The 15,815-nt window shown below is 60.0% G+C and carries 17 protein-coding genes; 6 read left to right on the top strand and 11 right to left on the bottom strand.

Features of this window, described 5'->3' with window-relative positions:
- From CBB63_RS05140 to CBB63_RS05130, 3 genes are all read right to left on the bottom strand, one after another.
- Positions 1–1,749, bottom strand: coding sequence for a peptidoglycan -binding protein (locus tag CBB63_RS05140; RefSeq protein ID WP_286698383.1), 1,749 nt, complete (start codon positions 1,747–1,749; stop codon positions 1–3).
- Between the two features lie 2 nt (positions 1,750–1,751).
- Complete coding sequence (locus tag CBB63_RS05135; protein WP_005849585.1) at positions 1,752–2,954, bottom strand: hypothetical protein; 1,203 nt, start codon at positions 2,952–2,954, stop codon at positions 1,752–1,754.
- Positions 2,955–3,028: 74 nt separating this feature from the next.
- Positions 3,029–3,559, bottom strand: coding sequence for a gamma-glutamylcyclotransferase (locus tag CBB63_RS05130; protein ID WP_005849587.1), 531 nt, complete (start codon positions 3,557–3,559; stop codon positions 3,029–3,031).
- A gap of 58 nt (positions 3,560–3,617) precedes the next feature.
- Here CBB63_RS05130 and CBB63_RS05125 point away from each other — a divergent pair, with 58 nt between their 5' ends.
- Complete coding sequence (locus CBB63_RS05125) at positions 3,618–4,652, top strand: DUF2125 domain-containing protein (RefSeq protein WP_286698382.1); 1,035 nt, start codon at positions 3,618–3,620, stop codon at positions 4,650–4,652.
- 11 nt (positions 4,653–4,663) lie between these two features.
- Here CBB63_RS05125 and CBB63_RS05120 read toward each other — a convergent pair whose 3' ends face one another.
- From CBB63_RS05120 to rpsD, 4 genes are all read right to left on the bottom strand, one after another.
- A complete protein-coding gene (locus CBB63_RS05120; protein ID WP_286698381.1) occupies positions 4,664–5,437 on the bottom strand; it encodes an extensin-like domain-containing protein in 774 nt (257 codons plus the stop codon).
- Complete coding sequence (locus CBB63_RS05115; RefSeq protein ID WP_005849593.1) at positions 5,434–6,354, bottom strand: prephenate/arogenate dehydrogenase family protein; 921 nt, start codon at positions 6,352–6,354, stop codon at positions 5,434–5,436. The genes CBB63_RS05120 and CBB63_RS05115 overlap by 4 nt, the downstream gene beginning before the upstream one ends.
- Before the next feature lies 1 nt (position 6,355).
- Positions 6,356–7,438, bottom strand: a complete 1,083-nt coding sequence (gene hisC, locus CBB63_RS05110) for a histidinol-phosphate transaminase (RefSeq protein WP_278425512.1) — start codon at positions 7,436–7,438, stop codon at positions 6,356–6,358.
- A gap of 167 nt (positions 7,439–7,605) precedes the next feature.
- Positions 7,606–8,226: a 30S ribosomal protein S4 gene (rpsD, locus tag CBB63_RS05105; protein WP_005849596.1), complete on the bottom strand. Its 621-nt coding sequence runs from the start codon at positions 8,224–8,226 to the stop codon at positions 7,606–7,608.
- 486 nt (positions 8,227–8,712) lie between these two features.
- On the opposite strand from rpsD, the gene CBB63_RS05100 reads away from it, so the two are divergent.
- Positions 8,713–9,636: a response regulator gene (locus CBB63_RS05100; protein ID WP_286698380.1), complete on the top strand. Its 924-nt coding sequence runs from the start codon at positions 8,713–8,715 to the stop codon at positions 9,634–9,636.
- Positions 9,637–9,651: 15 nt separating this feature from the next.
- On the opposite strand, the gene CBB63_RS05095 is transcribed toward CBB63_RS05100, so the two are convergent.
- Positions 9,652–10,239 (bottom strand): DNA-3-methyladenine glycosylase I, encoded by a 588-nt coding sequence (locus CBB63_RS05095; RefSeq protein WP_286698379.1) that lies wholly within the window; start codon positions 10,237–10,239, stop codon positions 9,652–9,654.
- A 126-nt stretch (positions 10,240–10,365) separates the two neighbouring features.
- On the opposite strand from CBB63_RS05095, the gene CBB63_RS05090 reads away from it, so the two are divergent.
- The 3 genes from CBB63_RS05090 to phbB all read left to right on the top strand — a co-directional run bounded on the left by CBB63_RS05090 (position 10,366) and on the right by phbB (position 13,411).
- Entirely contained in the window at positions 10,366–11,208 is an 843-nt protein-coding gene (locus tag CBB63_RS05090; RefSeq protein WP_286698460.1) for an EAL domain-containing protein, read from the top strand.
- Between the two features lie 121 nt (positions 11,209–11,329).
- Complete coding sequence (locus CBB63_RS05085; RefSeq protein WP_286698378.1) at positions 11,330–12,505, top strand: acetyl-CoA C-acetyltransferase; 1,176 nt, start codon at positions 11,330–11,332, stop codon at positions 12,503–12,505.
- A gap of 183 nt (positions 12,506–12,688) precedes the next feature.
- Positions 12,689–13,411, top strand: a complete 723-nt coding sequence (phbB, locus tag CBB63_RS05080) for an acetoacetyl-CoA reductase (RefSeq protein WP_005849603.1) — start codon at positions 12,689–12,691, stop codon at positions 13,409–13,411.
- 89 nt (positions 13,412–13,500) lie between these two features.
- On the opposite strand, the gene CBB63_RS05075 is transcribed toward phbB, so the two are convergent.
- The 3 genes from CBB63_RS05075 to CBB63_RS05065 form a co-directional block, all read right to left on the bottom strand.
- Positions 13,501–13,665, bottom strand: a complete 165-nt coding sequence (locus CBB63_RS05075) for a YdcH family protein (protein WP_005849604.1) — start codon at positions 13,663–13,665, stop codon at positions 13,501–13,503.
- Positions 13,666–13,777: 112 nt separating this feature from the next.
- Entirely contained in the window at positions 13,778–14,527 is a 750-nt protein-coding gene (locus tag CBB63_RS05070; RefSeq protein WP_286698377.1) for a tRNA1(Val) (adenine(37)-N6)-methyltransferase, read from the bottom strand.
- Positions 14,528–14,532: 5 nt separating this feature from the next.
- Positions 14,533–14,754, bottom strand: a complete 222-nt coding sequence (locus tag CBB63_RS05065; protein ID WP_009825221.1) for a putative signal transducing protein — start codon at positions 14,752–14,754, stop codon at positions 14,533–14,535.
- 59 nt (positions 14,755–14,813) lie between these two features.
- Here CBB63_RS05065 and CBB63_RS05060 point away from each other — a divergent pair, with 59 nt between their 5' ends.
- A complete protein-coding gene (locus tag CBB63_RS05060; RefSeq protein WP_286698376.1) occupies positions 14,814–15,812 on the top strand; it encodes a polyprenyl synthetase family protein in 999 nt (332 codons plus the stop codon).
- Positions 15,813–15,815: the final 3 nt, after the last annotated feature.

Below are 15,815 nucleotides of genomic sequence, written 5' to 3'. Positions count from 1 at the left end.
CTACCTCTCGGTCAGCTTAAGCTCGATCCGGCGGTTTTGCGCGCGGGCGGCTTCGGTGTTGCCACTGGCAACGGGCTGATATTGGCCAAAGCCGTTCGCGGCCAGCCGTTCCGGTGCAATCCCGAGGAAGTTGATCATATATTTGACCACCGACAGGGCGCGCGCCTGACTAAGCTCCCAGTTATCCGCAAATTCGCCCAACCCCGACAGCGGCTGGTTGTCGGTATGCCCGTCTACGCGAATGACCCAGTCGATTTCAGGCGGGATATCGGCCGCGATGTTGCGCAGGATACCGGCGACCTTGGCGATCTCTCCGCGACCATCGGCGGACAGCGTGGCGGCCCCCGGGGGGAACAACACCTCGGAAGAGAAGACGAAACGGTCCCCCTCGATGCGCACACCCTCCTGATTGCCCAAAAGCGCGCGCAAGCGGCCAAAGAACTCGGACCGGTATTGTTCAAGGTTCTTCGTCTCGGCCTCAAGCCGCGCACGTTCAGCCGCTTCAAGCTCGGCACGGCGGCGTTCTTCGGCGGCGACCCGTGCGAGGGCGGTGTTCAGGTCTGACCCCAGCGATTGCAACTGCACCTCTTTCGCGGCATCGCGTGCGACGGCATCATCCAGCAGGGATTGCAGCTCCCCCAACTGGCCGCGCAGGGCGGCAACCTGCTGGTTCAATAGTTCTGTCTGGCGTTGTGCCGCAGCAGTCGCCGCTTCTTCCTGCGCCAGCTCGGACCGGGCAGCATCCAGCAAAGCGGCCTGTTTCTCTGCATCCGACAGCTCTGCCTCGGCGCGGTTCTCAGCGGCAAGCTTTGCCGCAAGCGCATCCGCCAGTTTGGCGCGCAGCTCTGCCCGATCGGCCTGTGTTGCCTCAAGAGTTTCGGTTTCCGCCAGCGCAGCGGCAAGTTCTGCATCCAGCGTTTCCTTGGCAGCGCGGGCGGCGGCCAGCAGGGTCAGCGTATCCTCGGCCTCTTGGCGCTGCGTCTCTAGCGCCAGCGTCATTGCGGTCAGCTCTGCATCGGCATTTTCCAGCTTTTCGCGCAAGCGTTCGNCGGCGGCNNCTTCGNCCAGACGNGCNGCTTCGGCCTCNGACAGCGCGGCGGCNTTCTGCGCGGCGGCGGTTTCCAATGCGGCCTGCGCATCCTCATTTTGCGCCCGCAGATCATCCACCAGCGCTGTCAGCGCATCACGGCGGGCGGCGGCAAGGCGGGCGGCTTCGGCCTGGGCGTCCGTTTCTGACCGCGCCTGCGCCAAGGCAAGGTTCAACGCCTCTTGCGCGCTCAGCAGTTCTTCTTGTCGCGTCTCAAGCGCCTCTCCACGGGCGACCGCCGCATCCCGTTGGGACAACAGGCTTGCCACCTGCGCCTCGAAACCGGTGATCTTGGCCTCTGCCGCGTCAAGCTGTGCGGCCTGCGCAGCGCGTGTCGCGGTCAAGGAGGCGATCATCGCCGCCTGCTCTGCCGCCTGATCGCGCGCAGCGGTGAGGGATGTGTTCAGCGTCCCCAGTTCTGCCTCGAGCTCGGCCGTGGTTTGCCGTTCCATCCCAAGCGCTTGCGCCAGCGCCGCGACTTCCCCCGACAGTGAATTCAGCTCGTTCTCTTGGCCGTTGATCCGCTGGGTCTGAACGGCTTGCAGCACCATAAAGATGGTCAGCACGAACATCAGCACCAGCAAAAGACCCGTCATCGCATCCACGAATCCCGGCCAGATCGAGCCCTGAAACCGTGCCCCAGTACGTCGGGAAAGCGCCATGATCAGCTGCCCTCGGTGTCGGTGCGGTCAGGGGTGCGCAAGCGGCGCGGCTCAGCGCCACGCGGAGCCGACAGCGCCTTGGCCAGCAAGGATATATCCTTGCGCAACTCGGCCATAGTCTCCTGCCGTCCGGCCGAAATCTCTTCGAGAATACGCAGCATCTGCACGTCGATCGACCGCAGGCGCATCCGGCTTTCCGCATCCGCGCGTTCGTGTTCACCCTGCCCTTCAAGCACGGCCACCATACGCTCCTGCCCCTTGGCGATCCGATCAAGGCTTTCGGCCGGCGTATCGGTCTGTGCGGCCCGCGCCGACAGTTCCTCCATCGTGGCGGCCAGCGCACCGATCTTGCTGTTCAACGCGGTCTGGCTTTCCGCCGATTGTCCGATCAGCTGACGCAGGCTGTCCATCTGTTCGGCCATGTGATCCAGCACACCTGCCACCGCGTTTTGATCCGATGCGCCGTCCTCGCCCGAGGAAAAACCGACGCGGGTGATCGAGCTGAGCCAATCTTCAAGCTCTTGATAAAAGCGGTTCTGCCCGTGACCGGCAAAGAGTTCAAGCAAGCCAACCACCAGCGACCCCGCCAGCCCCAAAAGGGACGACCCGAACGCCACCCCCATACCGCCAAGCTGCGATTCCAGCCCCGTCATCAGCCGCGCGAACATATCGGTGCTGCCGTCCCCTTCTTGCGGGGCGAGGCTGCGGATGGTTTCAACCACCGCCGGTACAGTCGTCGCCAAGCCGTAGAACGTGCCCAGAAGCCCGAGGAAGATCAGCATGTTGACGATATAACGCGTGATCTCGCGCGCTTCGTCGATGCGGGTGGCGACGGAATCCAGGATAGAGCGGGTGGAGGTCGCGTTCACCTGCATGCGCGCGCCGCGTGTGCGCAGCAGCGATGCCAGCGGTGCCAGCAGCTGCGGGGCGACGGCATCGGCATTGGGCGCGTCAGAGGCGAAATTCTCGATCCAGCGGACAGAGCCGATCAGCTGCACCACCTGATAAAAGCAGGCGATCACACCGATGAAGAAGACGACAATGATGACCCCGTTCAAATAGGGGTTCGCCGCAAAAATAGGCAAAACGCTTGGCAGCGCCAGAAAAGCCCCGATGCAGGTCAGCCCGAGGGCGATCAGCATCAGCGTGATCTGCCGCACCGGCTGGGAAAACTGTGGTTTGGATTCGCGATCTGACTGCGCCATGCCTCGTGGCTCCTGACACTTTTGTGCTTCTGTTGCCGCAGCCTACACTTAATCCCGACGGTTATGCCACGGGTTTATGCGCATAAAGTCTTTACGCGGTCGTGCAGCCACGCCAGCGACGGATCATGCAGCCCGATCTGCGTCAGATGCGCTGCGGTGTTGAACAGATATTCGGTATTCGGCCCCATGCCGCCAACCGCGCCCGAGATGATCTGCGCCTGCTCTTCTAGCGGCAAGCCGCCGCAGTATTGGTCATGTTCCGCGTCAATCACATAGACCAAGGCCGCCACGGTGCGCCCGTCCTCTAGCTGCACATCCAGGGTTTTCTCTACATAAGCCGACGAGACAAGCTCGCGTTCGCGCAAATATGCCAGCGTCGCCTCTTCGGTGCCCGGTGCCACGCGCAGCGCCATGCCATCGCAGGCCGTGCCGGTATCCGCATCCAGCGCCAGCACAAGCCCCGGACGTTCGACCGAGCCACGGTGGTGGATGGAGCGCATGCAGAAAGACCGCGCATACCCGGGCAACCGCCCGATCACGCTTTCCGCGACGTCAAACCCCGGTTTCCACAATAAGCTGCCGTAACCGAACACCCACATTGCCATGTCTCTGGTCCTTTATCATTGGCTTGTTTAAAGCTGCGCTATCGCAGGCGTTAATAAGGTGTTGGGTAAAATGGGCAAGGTCGTGTTGGTTATTGTCGTTCTGGCGGCGGTTTGGTGCGGATGGTGGGTCGCTGCCTCGTCCGGATTGCAGCGGGGCATCGCGAAACTGATCGAAACGCGCCGCGCAGCCGGGTGGCAGGCAGACGTGGGCGAAATGAAAAAGCAGGGCTTCCCCACGCGGTTGCAAACCCGTCTGACCGATGTGACCCTGACCCCGCCGGCCCAAAGTGCCGGGCGCGGGATCGCCAGTGCCGTCGCGGCAAAGCGCATCGACATCTCTACCCCCGCATACTGGCCCGGATATGTCACCGTTGCCTCGCCCTATATCGAACTTGGCCTGTCCGGCCCCAACTTGCGCGCCATGTTGTCGGCCGAGGACGTGACCACCGATCTGCGCCTACGCCCCAGTGTTTCCGGCCAGCTGGACCGGTTGACGCTGGACGGCGGTGCCTGGGTGCTTGACCTGCCCGTCACCGGCCCTGTCGAGGGGCGCGGCCTGAACGCCAGCGCTGTGCAACAGACCGTCGGCCAGCCGATCTATGATCTGGCGCTGGACGCGCAAAACGTCACCCCCAGTGCTGCACTGCGCGGTCTGTTCGGCCTGCCCGACAATTGGGCAGAGGCGTTTGACACCGTCACCGCCAAAGCGACCATCACCTTTGACCGGCTGTGGGACCGTAAGGCCCTTGGCCGGACCCGCCCCCAGCCCCGCGTGATCGACCTGCGTCATGCCGAGCTTGCCTGGGGCGACATTGCCCTGTCCCTGAGCGGCACAATTGCAGTCGCCGAAGATGGTCTGGCGACAGGGACATTGTCGGTCGCGGCACAAGACTGGCCGACGATGCTGACCATGGCCGAGAGCGCGGGGTACATCCCCCCCAACTTCCGCCCCCAAGCGGAACAAATGCTGAAGGGGTTGGCGCAAATGTCGGGAAACACCGATGCGCTGGATCTGGACATCACCGTGAAGGACGGAAAAATGTCTATGGGGTTCATCCCCTTGGGCCGAGCACCCAAGATTATCTTGCGCTGAATTGCGTTAAATCAACGACAGTAGGTCCCCTTGCGATACCGCGCGGTGTCGAAATGAAAGTGATCCAGATGGAAGCGGTTCGCTTTCGGGCCAAGCACGGTGCCAAACGGCCCGCAGGCCCCCTTGTGCACCCGACGCATGGCCTTACGGCTGGCGGGGGCATTCCAGCCCTTCAACACACTGACCTCAGCGCCGCTGTGCATCTGGAAACCCGAGATATCGATCGCCCGCCCGCGCCCGTGTTCTGATATCTTGCCACCCGGCTGGTTGTTGCGCGTCCGGCAGGCGTAATGCGCGGCGACACGCAGCCCGCGCAGGCCACCCTGACCGGCAAAAGCGGGCTTTGCCGATTGATCAATCCATGTTTTCAATGCTTTGGCAGTCTTGCAGTCCATCACCGCCGCTTGGCTCAACCGCACGCCCGACACCGACTGGATCTGCACCGCATCGCTGACACCACATCCCTTGAGCTTGGGTTGCACCCGTCCGATCGCCTTGCCCTGAATGGAAATATCCCCGCATACCGCGCCCTTGGCCAGCAGGCGGCGTTTGGCCTTGGCCGCTTGTTCTACCTTACGGCTGCGCAGGCTGGGCCGTAACGAGGAGGCGATCCCGCCCGTGGCCGCTATCGCGCGTTTGGCCCCCGCATTGCGCGGCGGCGTGGCAATCGACCCTTGGGGTGTCAGCGCAGCACCCCCGGCCGCGGCCGGCGGGCGCAAAGAGGTATCGGGTCCGGCCAGTGCGGCACCGGAAAGCAGCGCGTATATCAGCGCCGCCCGGATCATTTATTGCCGGGTTGGCGACCAAAGTTCGGCGCATCCGTGTCCTGCCCCGCTTCGATAATCCCGCGACGGATCGCCCGGGTACGGGTGAAGTAATCATGCAGATGATCGCCATCCCCCATACGGATCGCGCGCTGCAATGCGAAAAGCTCTTCCGTAAAGCGGCCCAGAATCTCGAGCGTGGCCTCCTTGTTGGTCAGAAACACATCGCGCCACATGGTCGGATCGCTTGCCGCGATGCGGGTAAAGTCGCGAAAACCCGCAGCGGAATATTTGATCACTTCGCTATCGGTCACGCGGCGCAGGTCGTCGGCCACGCCCACCATCGTATATGCGATCAAGTGCGGCGCATGGCTGGTCACCGCAAGCACCAGATCGTGATGCTCCGCATCCATTTCCTCGACATTGGCACCCATACCATCCCAGAGGTTCCGCAACCGCGAGATCGCATTGGCGTTGGTGTCGGGCACAGGCACCAGCAGGCACCAGCGGTTGTCAAAAAGCTCTGCAAAGCCGCTGCGTGGGCCGGAGTGTTCGGTCCCCGCCAAAGGGTGTGCCGGGATGAAATGCACCCCGTCGGGCAGCAGTGGGCCCACTTGCGCGATCACATCCGCCTTGACCGACCCAACATCCGTCACCGTGCAGCCGGGTTTGAGATGCCCGGCCATCTCGGCCGCGACCGACCCCATGACGCCGACGGGTACACAAAGCACCACAAGATCCGCGTCTTTCACCGTCTTGGCAATGGAATCGCAGACCTCGTCGCACAGGCCAATCTCGCGGGCGGTGTCGCGGGTTTCGGCGCTGCGCGCAAAGCCCGACACATGGCCCGCAAGCCCGCCGCGCTTCATCGCCCAGAACATCGAAGAGGCGATCAGCCCCAAGCCGATCAGCGCGACTTTCTCATAAATTACGGGCATATCAGTCGCCTTTAAACTGTCGGATCGCATGCACCACGCGGCGGCATGCGCTTTCATCGCCCACGGTGATCCGCAAGCAGGTCGGCAGCTGGTAGCCCGCCACGCGCCGCACGATCAACCCTTGGGTCTTGAGGTATTCATCACAGGCCTCGGCCTCTTCCTGCGACTTGAACCGCGCGAGGATGAAGTTCGCGCAAGACACATCAGACGGCACGCCGATCTCTGCCAGCGCATCAGCCATCCAACTGCGCCATTTGGCGTTCTCGCTCCGGCAATGGGCGGCGTAGCCGGTATCCTTGATCGCCGCCGTCGCCGCATTCAGCGCGGCTTGCGACAGGTTGAACGGCCCGCGCACACGATTCAGCACATCGATAATATGCGCCGGTGCATAGCCCCAACCGATCCGCAGCCCGCCCAGACCGTACAGCTTCGAGAACGTCCGCGTCATCACGATATTATCGTGGCTATCGACCAAAGCCGCGCCGCCGTCATAGCCTTCGACATATTCGGCATAGGCCCCGTCGAGCACCAGAATTGCCTGTTTGGGGATACCGGCGGCAAGGCGTTCAATCTCGCTCAGCCCGATCATGGTGCCGGTGGGGTTGTTCGGGTTCGCAATGAACACCAGCCGCGTTTTGTCGGTGCACCCCGCGAGCAGCGCATCCACATCCGTGACCCGTTCGTTTTCGGGCACCTCGACCGGGGTCGCCCCGTTGGCCAGCGCGGAGATCCGGTACATGCCAAAACCGTGCACGGTGTGCAGCACCTCTGTCCCCTCGCCCGAGAACGCCTGGCACAAAAAGGCGATGATCTCGTCCGAGCCGGCCCCGCAAATGATGCGGTCAGCGTCCAGCCCGTGCACCTGCGCGATCGCCTGACGCAGCGCGGTATGATCAGAGGACGGATAGCGGTGCAGATCATAGGACGCATCGCGGAACGCTTTGACGGCCGCGTCGGACGGGCCAAGCGGGTTCTCGTTCGAGCTGAGCTTGATCACATTATCAAGTCCCGCCACATGGGACGCCCCGCCTTGATACAGCGCGATGTCCATAATGCCGGGTTGCGGGCGAATAGCGGTTGTCATCTGTCATGTCTCCTGTCGGGCGGACCATAAACGCGCGCCGTCGCCAGCGCCACTACGATCTTGTCCCAGCGTCATATGGCCCCGCGCTAAAGGCGCGTCACCAAACGCAAAAAGGGCCACGCCGGTCTTTCCAGCGTGGCCCCTTCGGCATTGATATGCGAGGAACCTTAGTTCTTCGCGTAGAATTCGACCACGAGGTTCGGTTCCATCATGACAGGGTATGGCACGTCGCCCAAAGCGGGGGTGCGCACGAATGTCGCTGTCATCTTGGAGTGATCCGCCTCGATGTAGTCAGGCACGTCACGCTCTGCCAGTTGTGTCGCTTCGAGCAGGGCAACCATTTGCTTGGAACGGTCACGCACTTCGATCACGTCGCCTTCTTTGACGCGGTAGGAAGGAATGTTAACCTTCTTGCCGTTCACTTTGACGTGGCCGTGGTTCACGAACTGGCGCGCAGCGAAAACGGTCGCGACGAATTTGGCGCGGTATACAACTGCGTCCAGACGACGCTCCAGCAGACCGATCAGGTTTTCACCTGTGTCACCTTTTACACGCTCGGCTTCACCGTAGATGCGGCGGAATTGCTTTTCGGTCAGATCGCCGTAGTAGCCTTTCAGCTTCTGCTTGGCGCGCAGCTGAATGCCGAAGTCGGACATTTTGCCCTTGCGGCGCTGACCGTGCTGGCCGGGGCCGTATTCACGACGGTTCACTGGGGACTTAGGACGGCCCCAGATGTTTTCGCCCATACGGCGGTCAATTTTGTGCTTGGCAGCTGTACGCTTAGTCACGGCTGTTCTCCTTTTTGAGGCCCCCGCAGGATTGCGACGGGCGGTAAAGGGCGTTGTCCTCTGGCCGAAGCCTGACAGGGTTCCCCTTGCGGGGTCCACCAACACCAATCAAGCGGCGCTTATACGGTGCTGCGGGTTGGAGTCAATGCACGAACTTGGGCCAATTAGCCTCAAATCGCAGCTTATTAGGCAGTAGCGGCCGGGAAGTCCGTGAAAATGCGCATTTCGATGAACGCTCCGCCGCCCTACGTCATGTGACCCGCCGAACGTTGCCTTAAAATCGCCAAAATCGTTAACAAAAAGTTAAAGCGGGCACTTTTAAGTTGAAATGTTAACGATTGTCACGCAGCATCAAGGTGTTGAACGGTTTGAGGGGGCTAGTGTGACGCATAACATGGGCTATCGCGGCGGGTACTGTTTGCATCCAATGCACTTCATCGGAACTCATAACGCAGTTGTGGTGCATCGCGTCGAAAGACCACGCGCATGAGTATCTTGGCCGTCGAGGACAATCAAGATCTGCGCAATTTGCTAGAAGAATATCTTCGGACGCAAGATCACGAATATGTCCGCACGGCCGCCTCCGGCAAGGAGGCGCTTGAAGTCATCCATAGCGCGCCGGTTATTTTCGACTGCCTACTGCTCGACATCCAGATGCCGGAAATGTCCGGCGTAGAACTGATCCCCCACATCCGACAAATCGACGGGTACGAATTCGTGCCCATCATCATGCTCACCGGGGTAAAGAACAGCGAAAGCATCGCGAAATCCTTCGTGGCGGGCGCGTGGGACTATATCATCAAACCGTTCGAGTTCTTCGACCTTGAGGCACGTATTCATGGTGCAGAAATGCGCAACGCCGAATTTGTCCGGCACCTGAAACGCCCGCATGAATCCCCCAACCAAGAGAATTTCGACGTTCTGAAAGAGCTCGCGCTCGACCGTCCGATGTCGCCCTCCGAGCTTTCCGAGAGCGGCCTTGTCCCGCAGGACGCCTTTGAAAACTGCATTATGCGCATGCAATCCGAGTTTGGTGGCGGCATGCAGATTGCTGTGATCGTGCTGCAGAACTTTGCGGATGTGCTTTCGCAGGTTCCGCAAGACCAGCGCGTCGAGTTTTCCGTCGGATTGGCACGCAGGTTGACCGATGCGCTCAGCAGCCTGAACCTTATCGTGACATATCGATCAAACGGCACCTTCGCCGCGCTCTCGCCCGCGCTTAAAACGCAATCCACGCTCAACATCGCTGACGTGGTAAAGAACGCGGTCCAGACCTCGCCAGAGGCAGCATGTCATCGCGATATCGTGGTCAACGTCGACTACTGCCGCACCAAGGCATTCTCGACCAGCGGCGACACGATTGTGATGCTTGACCAACTCGCAAAGCGCCTAAGTACCGTTACCGCCTAACACGGTCACAGTGGCCTAGCCAGCGTCCCAGTCATGTTTGGGCATTTGCGCGACAGCCTGATGACGGGGACAGCACGTCAAATGGTCATTCACCATGCCCACAGCCTCCATAAACGCATAGACGATTGTCGGGCCGCAGAACTTAAACCCCTGTTTTTTCAAGTCAGCCGATATCTGCTTTGAAAGCGGCGTCCATGCGGGAACATCCGACTGACGCTCAAACCGGTTTTGCAGTGGCTCGAACCCCACGTATTTCCATAAGTACCGATCAAATCCCTCCTTCTTTTCAATCTCTTGCCAAACGCGTGCATTTGTAATCGCCGCCTCTATCTTTCCGCGGTGGCGGATAATGCCGGGGTTGGCGAGCAAGCGTTCAACCTCGGCTTCGCCCCATGTGGCGATGACATTAGGGTCAAAACCGGCAAAAGCCTCGCGAAAATTCTCTCGCTTTTTAAGTATCGTGATCCAACTCAGCCCTGCCTGAAAGCCATCAAGGATCAGTTTTTCCCAAAGCGCGCGGCTGTCATACTCCGGCACACCCCAGTCAGTGTCATGATAATCCAGATAAATTTGCTCTGGCCCAGCCCAGTCACACCGCTGCATCCGCATCCCCTTCTCCGACGGATCTGGCCGGATGGCTAAAATTTGTACTGCATTGCCGCGTTAACCCGGCGTTACAAGTTTCCGCGCCAAGGTGACATGAGTACAGCGATAAATGGAAGCGCCACTTTGGAAGATATATCACCACACCCGCTCGCCGATCTGCCTGAGGGAACGAAAAACCCGCTCGACTACGCGCTGACCCAACGTGACGGCAGCATATTGGCCATGGTCAGGGCTGCTGTCGCGCATAATCAGACATTGATGGCATACCAGCCTGTCATGCGGGACGCGGACGACCCAAAAATCGCCTTTTACGAAGGTTTCATTCGCATTCTGGATCCCACCGGTCGCGTCATCCCCGCCCGCGAATTCATGCCCGTGGTCGAGAAGACCCAGCTTGGCCGCGAGATTGATGTGCTGTCGCTCAATGCGGGGCTTGCCGCGCTGAGCGAAAACAAAGGGTTGCGCCTTTCGATCAACATGTCCGCGCGCTCTATCGGGTATGCGGGATGGACGACCCTTTTGAATCGGTGGCTGTCGCGCGACGGTACCATTGGCGAACGTCTCATTCTGGAAATTAGCGAAAAATCGGCGATGCAGATGCCAGAACTTGTCGCCAGCTTTATGGACCAGCTCCAGACACGGGGCGTTTGCTTTGCATTGGATAACTTTGGCTCTGACTACATCGCCATCCGCTATTTGAAAGAGATGTTCTTTGACATTCTGAAGATCGACGGGCAGTTCGCCCGTGGCGTAAGCGACCACCCCGACAATCGTGCAATCGTGTCGATCATGGTGTCGATCGCGCGCAACTTCGACATGATAACCGTCGCCGAACAGGTGGAAAATCAAGACGATGCATCCCTGCTTCTCGCGCTTGGGGTCGATTGCCAACAGGGCTTTCTGTATGGCGCACCAACCACCCAACCCTACTGGCAGAGCACGCCGGAAGAGCGCAAAAATGCGTAAGCGAACATGGCGCGATTGCCGCATGTGCAGCAATGGGATATGTCCAAACCATAGAAGACGGGGGAACGGGAAAACGCCGTATTATATTACCCCACGTCAGTAGTTCAGGGGAAGAACACATATGACCAACGTTGTCATCGCATCCGCAGCGCGCACGCCTGTCGGCAGCTTCAGCGGATCCTTTGCAAATACACCCGCGCACGATCTGGGCGCCGCGGTGCTGAAAGAGATCGTCGCCCGCGCAGGCATCGACCCTTCCGAGGTCAATGAAACAATTCTGGGTCAGGTTCTGACCGCCGCTCAGGGGCAAAACCCTGCCCGTCAGGCACATGTGAATGCAGGTCTGCCCATCGAAAGTGCGGCATGGTCGATCAACCAGGTCTGCGGCTCCGGTCTGCGCGCGGTCGCTTTGGCAGCGCAGCACATCCAATTGGGCGACGCCGATATTGTGGCAGCCGGTGGTCAGGAAAACATGTCGATGAGCCCCCACGCACAAAATCTGCGTCCGGGCCAGAAAATGGGCGACATGCAACTTATCGATACGATGATCCGCGACGGTCTGTGGGATGCGTTCCACGGGTACCATATGGGTCAAACAGCTGAAAACGTTGCCGCTAAATGGGATATCAGCCGCGACGCCCAAGACGCATTCGCGGTGGCCTCGCAGAACAAAGCCGAAGCCGCCCAGAAGGCCGGTAAATTCCAGGACGAAATCGTGCCTTTCACTGTCAAAACCCGCAAGGGCGAGATGGTTGTCGATCAAGATGAATACATCCGCCACGGTGCCACGATGGAAGCGATGCAGAAACTGCGCCCCGCCTTCACCAAAGACGGTTCCGTCACCGCAGCCAATGCGTCCGGCCTGAACGACGGGGCCGCTGGCGCATTGCTGATGTCCGCAGACAACGCCGAAAAGCGCGGCATCACACCTTTGGCGCGCATCGCGTCCTATGCGACCGTTGGCCTGGACCCGACGATCATGGGTGCCGGCCCGATCTATGCATCGCGTAAAGCGCTTGAGAAAGCGGGGTGGAAGGCCGAGGATCTAGACCTTGTTGAAGCCAACGAAGCGTTCGCGGCGCAGGCCTGCGCGGTCAACAAGGACATGGGGTGGGATCCATCGATCGTGAACGTGAACGGCGGTGCCATCGCAATCGGCCACCCCATCGGTGCCTCCGGCGCGCGCATCCTGAACACGCTTTTGTTCGAGATGCAGCGACGCGGCGCGAAAAAAGGCCTCGCGACCCTGTGCATCGGCGGCGGCATGGGCGTGGCCATGTGTCTTGAGCGCCCATAACGCTGTATAATCGATCAAGCCTGGCGCGTGTTCGGCAAGAACGCGCGCCACGCGAAAAACATCTGCTTTTTCCCTGTGTAAACTGTTGCAATGAAATCCAAGCCTGACTACAAATTCTCCACGTAATTAAATTACGAAATTAATAAGGCAAACGAAACAACATTGCCTTAAGGGGAGAGATTTATGTCACGTGTTGCACTTGTAACAGGGGGAAGCCGCGGGATCGGGGCGGCTATTTCCACAGCTTTGAAAGACGCAGGATACACCGTCGCGGCAACATATGCCGGGAACGACGAGGCAGCCGCGCAGTTTACAGAAACCACGGGCATCAAAACCTACAAGTGGAACGTCGCCGACTATGACGATTCCAAGGCCGGGATTGCCAAAGTCGAAGAAGATTTAGGCCCGATTGACGTGGTCGTAGCGAACGCAGGCATCACCCGAGACGCACCTTTCCACAAGATGACGCCCGACCAGTGGAACGAGGTGGTTGGCACCAATTTGACGGGTGTTTTCAATACGATCCACCCGGTTTGGCCTGGCATGCGCGAACGAAAATTCGGTCGCATCGTCGTCATCAGCTCTATCAACGGGCAGAAAGGTCAGTTCGCCCAGGTGAACTATGCCGCGACCAAAGCAGGCGATCTGGGCATTGTGAAATCACTCGCTCAGGAAGGCGCGCGTGCCAATATTACCGCGAATGCGATCTGCCCCGGCTATATCGCGACGGATATGGTGATGGCGGTGCCTGAGAAGGTGCGCGACTCTATCGTGGCGCAAATCCCGACCGGCCGCCTAGGCGAACCCGAAGAAATCGCCCGCGCGGTTGTATTCCTAGTCAGTGATGATGCGGGTTTTATCAACGGGTCCACGATCACCGCGAATGGTGCACAGCATCTGGTCTAAACAGCCGACATGAACGCAAAAGGCCAGCGCATTTCGCGCTGGCCTTTTTGTCGGCGGCCCAATGGGCACGCCAACGGAATTGTAATCTATCAGGCGGAAAGCCGGGTAATTTCCTCTTTCAAGCGCAGCTTTTCCTTTTTCATATTCGCAACCTTTAGCCCGTCCATACTCGGCGATCGTTGGGCCTGTTCTACAGCGTCACTCATTGCCAAATGCTTCCGTTTCAGAGCATCCAGATGTGCGTCAAAAGCCATGTAACTCTCCTTAGGTTATGTTGCGTAGAATGATTGAAGCACGAAATATTCCACCTGTCACGCGGCAGCGCAGCAAAACTATCGACAAGTTGAGATATCGGCGAGAGGCTGCTTAGAATGGCAGCGCTGCGCCCTCGCGCAGGACCGCTCGTATTTCGGGCACATAGCTGTCGCCGTCGCTTAAATGTTGTGCACCTTCGTGCATGATAAGGGGCGCGTTCAAGCGAAACGCCCCCCGCCCGCTTTTGCGCGCGCGCAGGATGACCAGTTCAGCCATGCGACCGATGCGCGGTGCGATCGGCAGCACCTCTATGCTGCCCATATCATGGGGTAGCGCGCGGATCAGATCGGGCAGGCGTTCCGCCCGATGGATAAAATGCGCCTGTCCTTTCGGAGCAAGGCGTTTGGCCGCGATCTTGACCCAGGTTTCCAACGGGGTCGCTTCACCCAAAGCGGTTTCACGACCGCTGTTGGTCGCCGCGACAGAGGCGTGGCGATCAAAATACGGCGGGTTGGCAAGAACGTGGTCAAATTGTCGCTGTCGCAGGGCCAGCGGCATGGCATCAATGTCGGCCTCAACCACTTCAAATGCTGGATTATTGCGCCGTGCAAGCGCGGCATAGGCAGGCTGGATCTCGACCCCTGTCAGCTTCAAGCCCGGCACCCGCGCGCCCAGACAAAGCGACGCCGCCCCTACCCCGCAGCCCAGCTCTAGCACGCGCTGACCGGCCTGCGCCGGCACCGTTGCAGCCAATAAAACAGGGTCGACGCCCGCACGGTAGCCTTTACGCGGCTGCCACAAATGCAGCTTGCCGCCCAGAAACGCATCCCGCGTGAGCGCGTCGGGGTCAAAGACGTCCACAGCGGTTATTTGGGCAACCCGGTGGGGATGTCGTTGTCGCGCAACACCCGCGTTGCGGCGGAGTGATCGTCGTCGTGCACCATCAAGCGGCGGGGAAAAATGCCGATCCCGCCTTCAAGCACGCTCATGTTTACGTCCAGCGGAAAGCAGTCTATATCCTCGCCCTGAAGAAGGGCGCTGGCAAAGGCGATTATTGTCGGATCGGTTGTGCGCAAAAGTTCCTTCATAACAGAGATGTAAGGGCAATCGACGTTGATTGTCGAGCCTTCCAATTAAGGTCGTGTAAATGACGAGCGAAAACACCCAGAAACCACATGACCGGATGGCGGCCTATCTCAACGCGGATATGACCGCGGTGAACGATCTGATCCGCGACCGCATGGCGTCAGAACATGCGCCGCGCATCCCCGAGGTCACGGCCCATCTGGTAGAGGCAGGCGGCAAGCGGCTGCGCCCGATGCTAACCCTCGCTGCGGCGCGTCTGTGCGGCTATGACGGCCCCTACCACGTGCACCTTGCCGCCACAGTCGAATTCATTCACACCGCGACCCTGCTGCACGACGACGTGGTCGATGAAAGCGCGCAGCGTCGCGGGCGGCCGACGGCCAACCTGCTGTGGGATAACAAATCTTCGGTGCTGGTGGGCGACTACCTTTTCGCGCGCAGCTTCCAGCTGATGACCGAGACGAATAACATGCGCGTACTGGCGATCCTTGCCAATGCCTCCGCCACGATTGCAGAGGGCGAGGTGCTGCAACTGACCGCCGCGCAGAATCTGGCCACGGATGAAGGCATCTACCTACAGGTCGTGCGCGGGAAGACGGCGGCGTTGTTTTCGGCGGCGACGCAAGTGGGCGGGGTGATTGCCACGGCCCCTGACGCACAGGTTCAGGCCCTGTTTGACTATGGTGATGCCTTGGGGATCGCGTTCCAGATTGTCGACGATCTGCTGGACTACCAAGGCGACCCGAATGCCACCGGCAAGAACATCGGTGATGACTTCCGCGAGCGTAAGCTGACCCTGCCCGTGATCAAGGCGATCGCCAAAGGCGACGCGACCGAACGTGCCTTCTGGACCCGCACCATCGAGAAGGGCAAGCAGGAGGACGGCGATCTTGAACACGCTCTGTCGCTGCTGAATGCACATGGCACTTTGGACGAAACCAAGGCAGAGGCGCTGGCATGGGCGGAACAGGCCAAGACTGCGCTGAACACCCTGCCGGATCACGAGCTGACGCAGATGCTGCGCGATCTGGCCGATTACGTCGTCGCGCGTATTAGCTAACCG

The sequence above is a fragment of the Sulfitobacter sp. TMED3 genome, assembly GCF_002167505.1.
In the GTDB taxonomy this organism is placed as follows: Bacteria; Pseudomonadota; Alphaproteobacteria; order Rhodobacterales; family Rhodobacteraceae; genus Sulfitobacter; species Sulfitobacter pontiacus.
This window is presented reverse-complemented; position numbering and strand designations above follow the sequence as displayed.

Bases quoted from the DNA above. Each gene is read 5' to 3' on its own strand.
- CBB63_RS05085 (WP_286698378.1), top strand. From the start codon at position 11,330: ATGACCAACGTTGTCATCGCATCCGCAGCGCGCACGCCTGTCGGCAGC.
- CBB63_RS05100 (WP_286698380.1), top strand. From the start codon at position 8,713: ATGAGTATCTTGGCCGTCGAGGACAATCAAGATCTGCGCAATTTGCTA.
- CBB63_RS05130 (WP_005849587.1), bottom strand. From the start codon at position 3,559: ATGGCAATGTGGGTGTTCGGTTACGGCAGCTTATTGTGGAAACCGGGG.
- CBB63_RS05095 (WP_286698379.1), bottom strand. From the start codon at position 10,239: ATGCAGCGGTGTGACTGGGCTGGGCCAGAGCAAATTTATCTGGATTAT.
- phbB (WP_005849603.1), top strand. From the start codon at position 12,689: ATGTCACGTGTTGCACTTGTAACAGGGGGAAGCCGCGGGATCGGGGCG.
- CBB63_RS05075 (WP_005849604.1), bottom strand. From the start codon at position 13,665: ATGGCTTTTGACGCACATCTGGATGCTCTGAAACGGAAGCATTTGGCA.
- hisC (WP_278425512.1), bottom strand. From the start codon at position 7,438: ATGACAACCGCTATTCGCCCGCAACCCGGCATTATGGACATCGCGCTG.
- CBB63_RS05060 (WP_286698376.1), top strand. From the start codon at position 14,814: ATGACGAGCGAAAACACCCAGAAACCACATGACCGGATGGCGGCCTAT.
- CBB63_RS05120 (WP_286698381.1), bottom strand. From the start codon at position 5,437: ATGATCCGGGCGGCGCTGATATACGCGCTGCTTTCCGGTGCCGCACTG.
- CBB63_RS05065 (WP_009825221.1), bottom strand. From the start codon at position 14,754: ATGAAGGAACTTTTGCGCACAACCGATCCGACAATAATCGCCTTTGCC.
- CBB63_RS05115 (WP_005849593.1), bottom strand. From the start codon at position 6,354: ATGCCCGTAATTTATGAGAAAGTCGCGCTGATCGGCTTGGGGCTGATC.
- CBB63_RS05135 (WP_005849585.1), bottom strand. From the start codon at position 2,954: ATGGCGCAGTCAGATCGCGAATCCAAACCACAGTTTTCCCAGCCGGTG.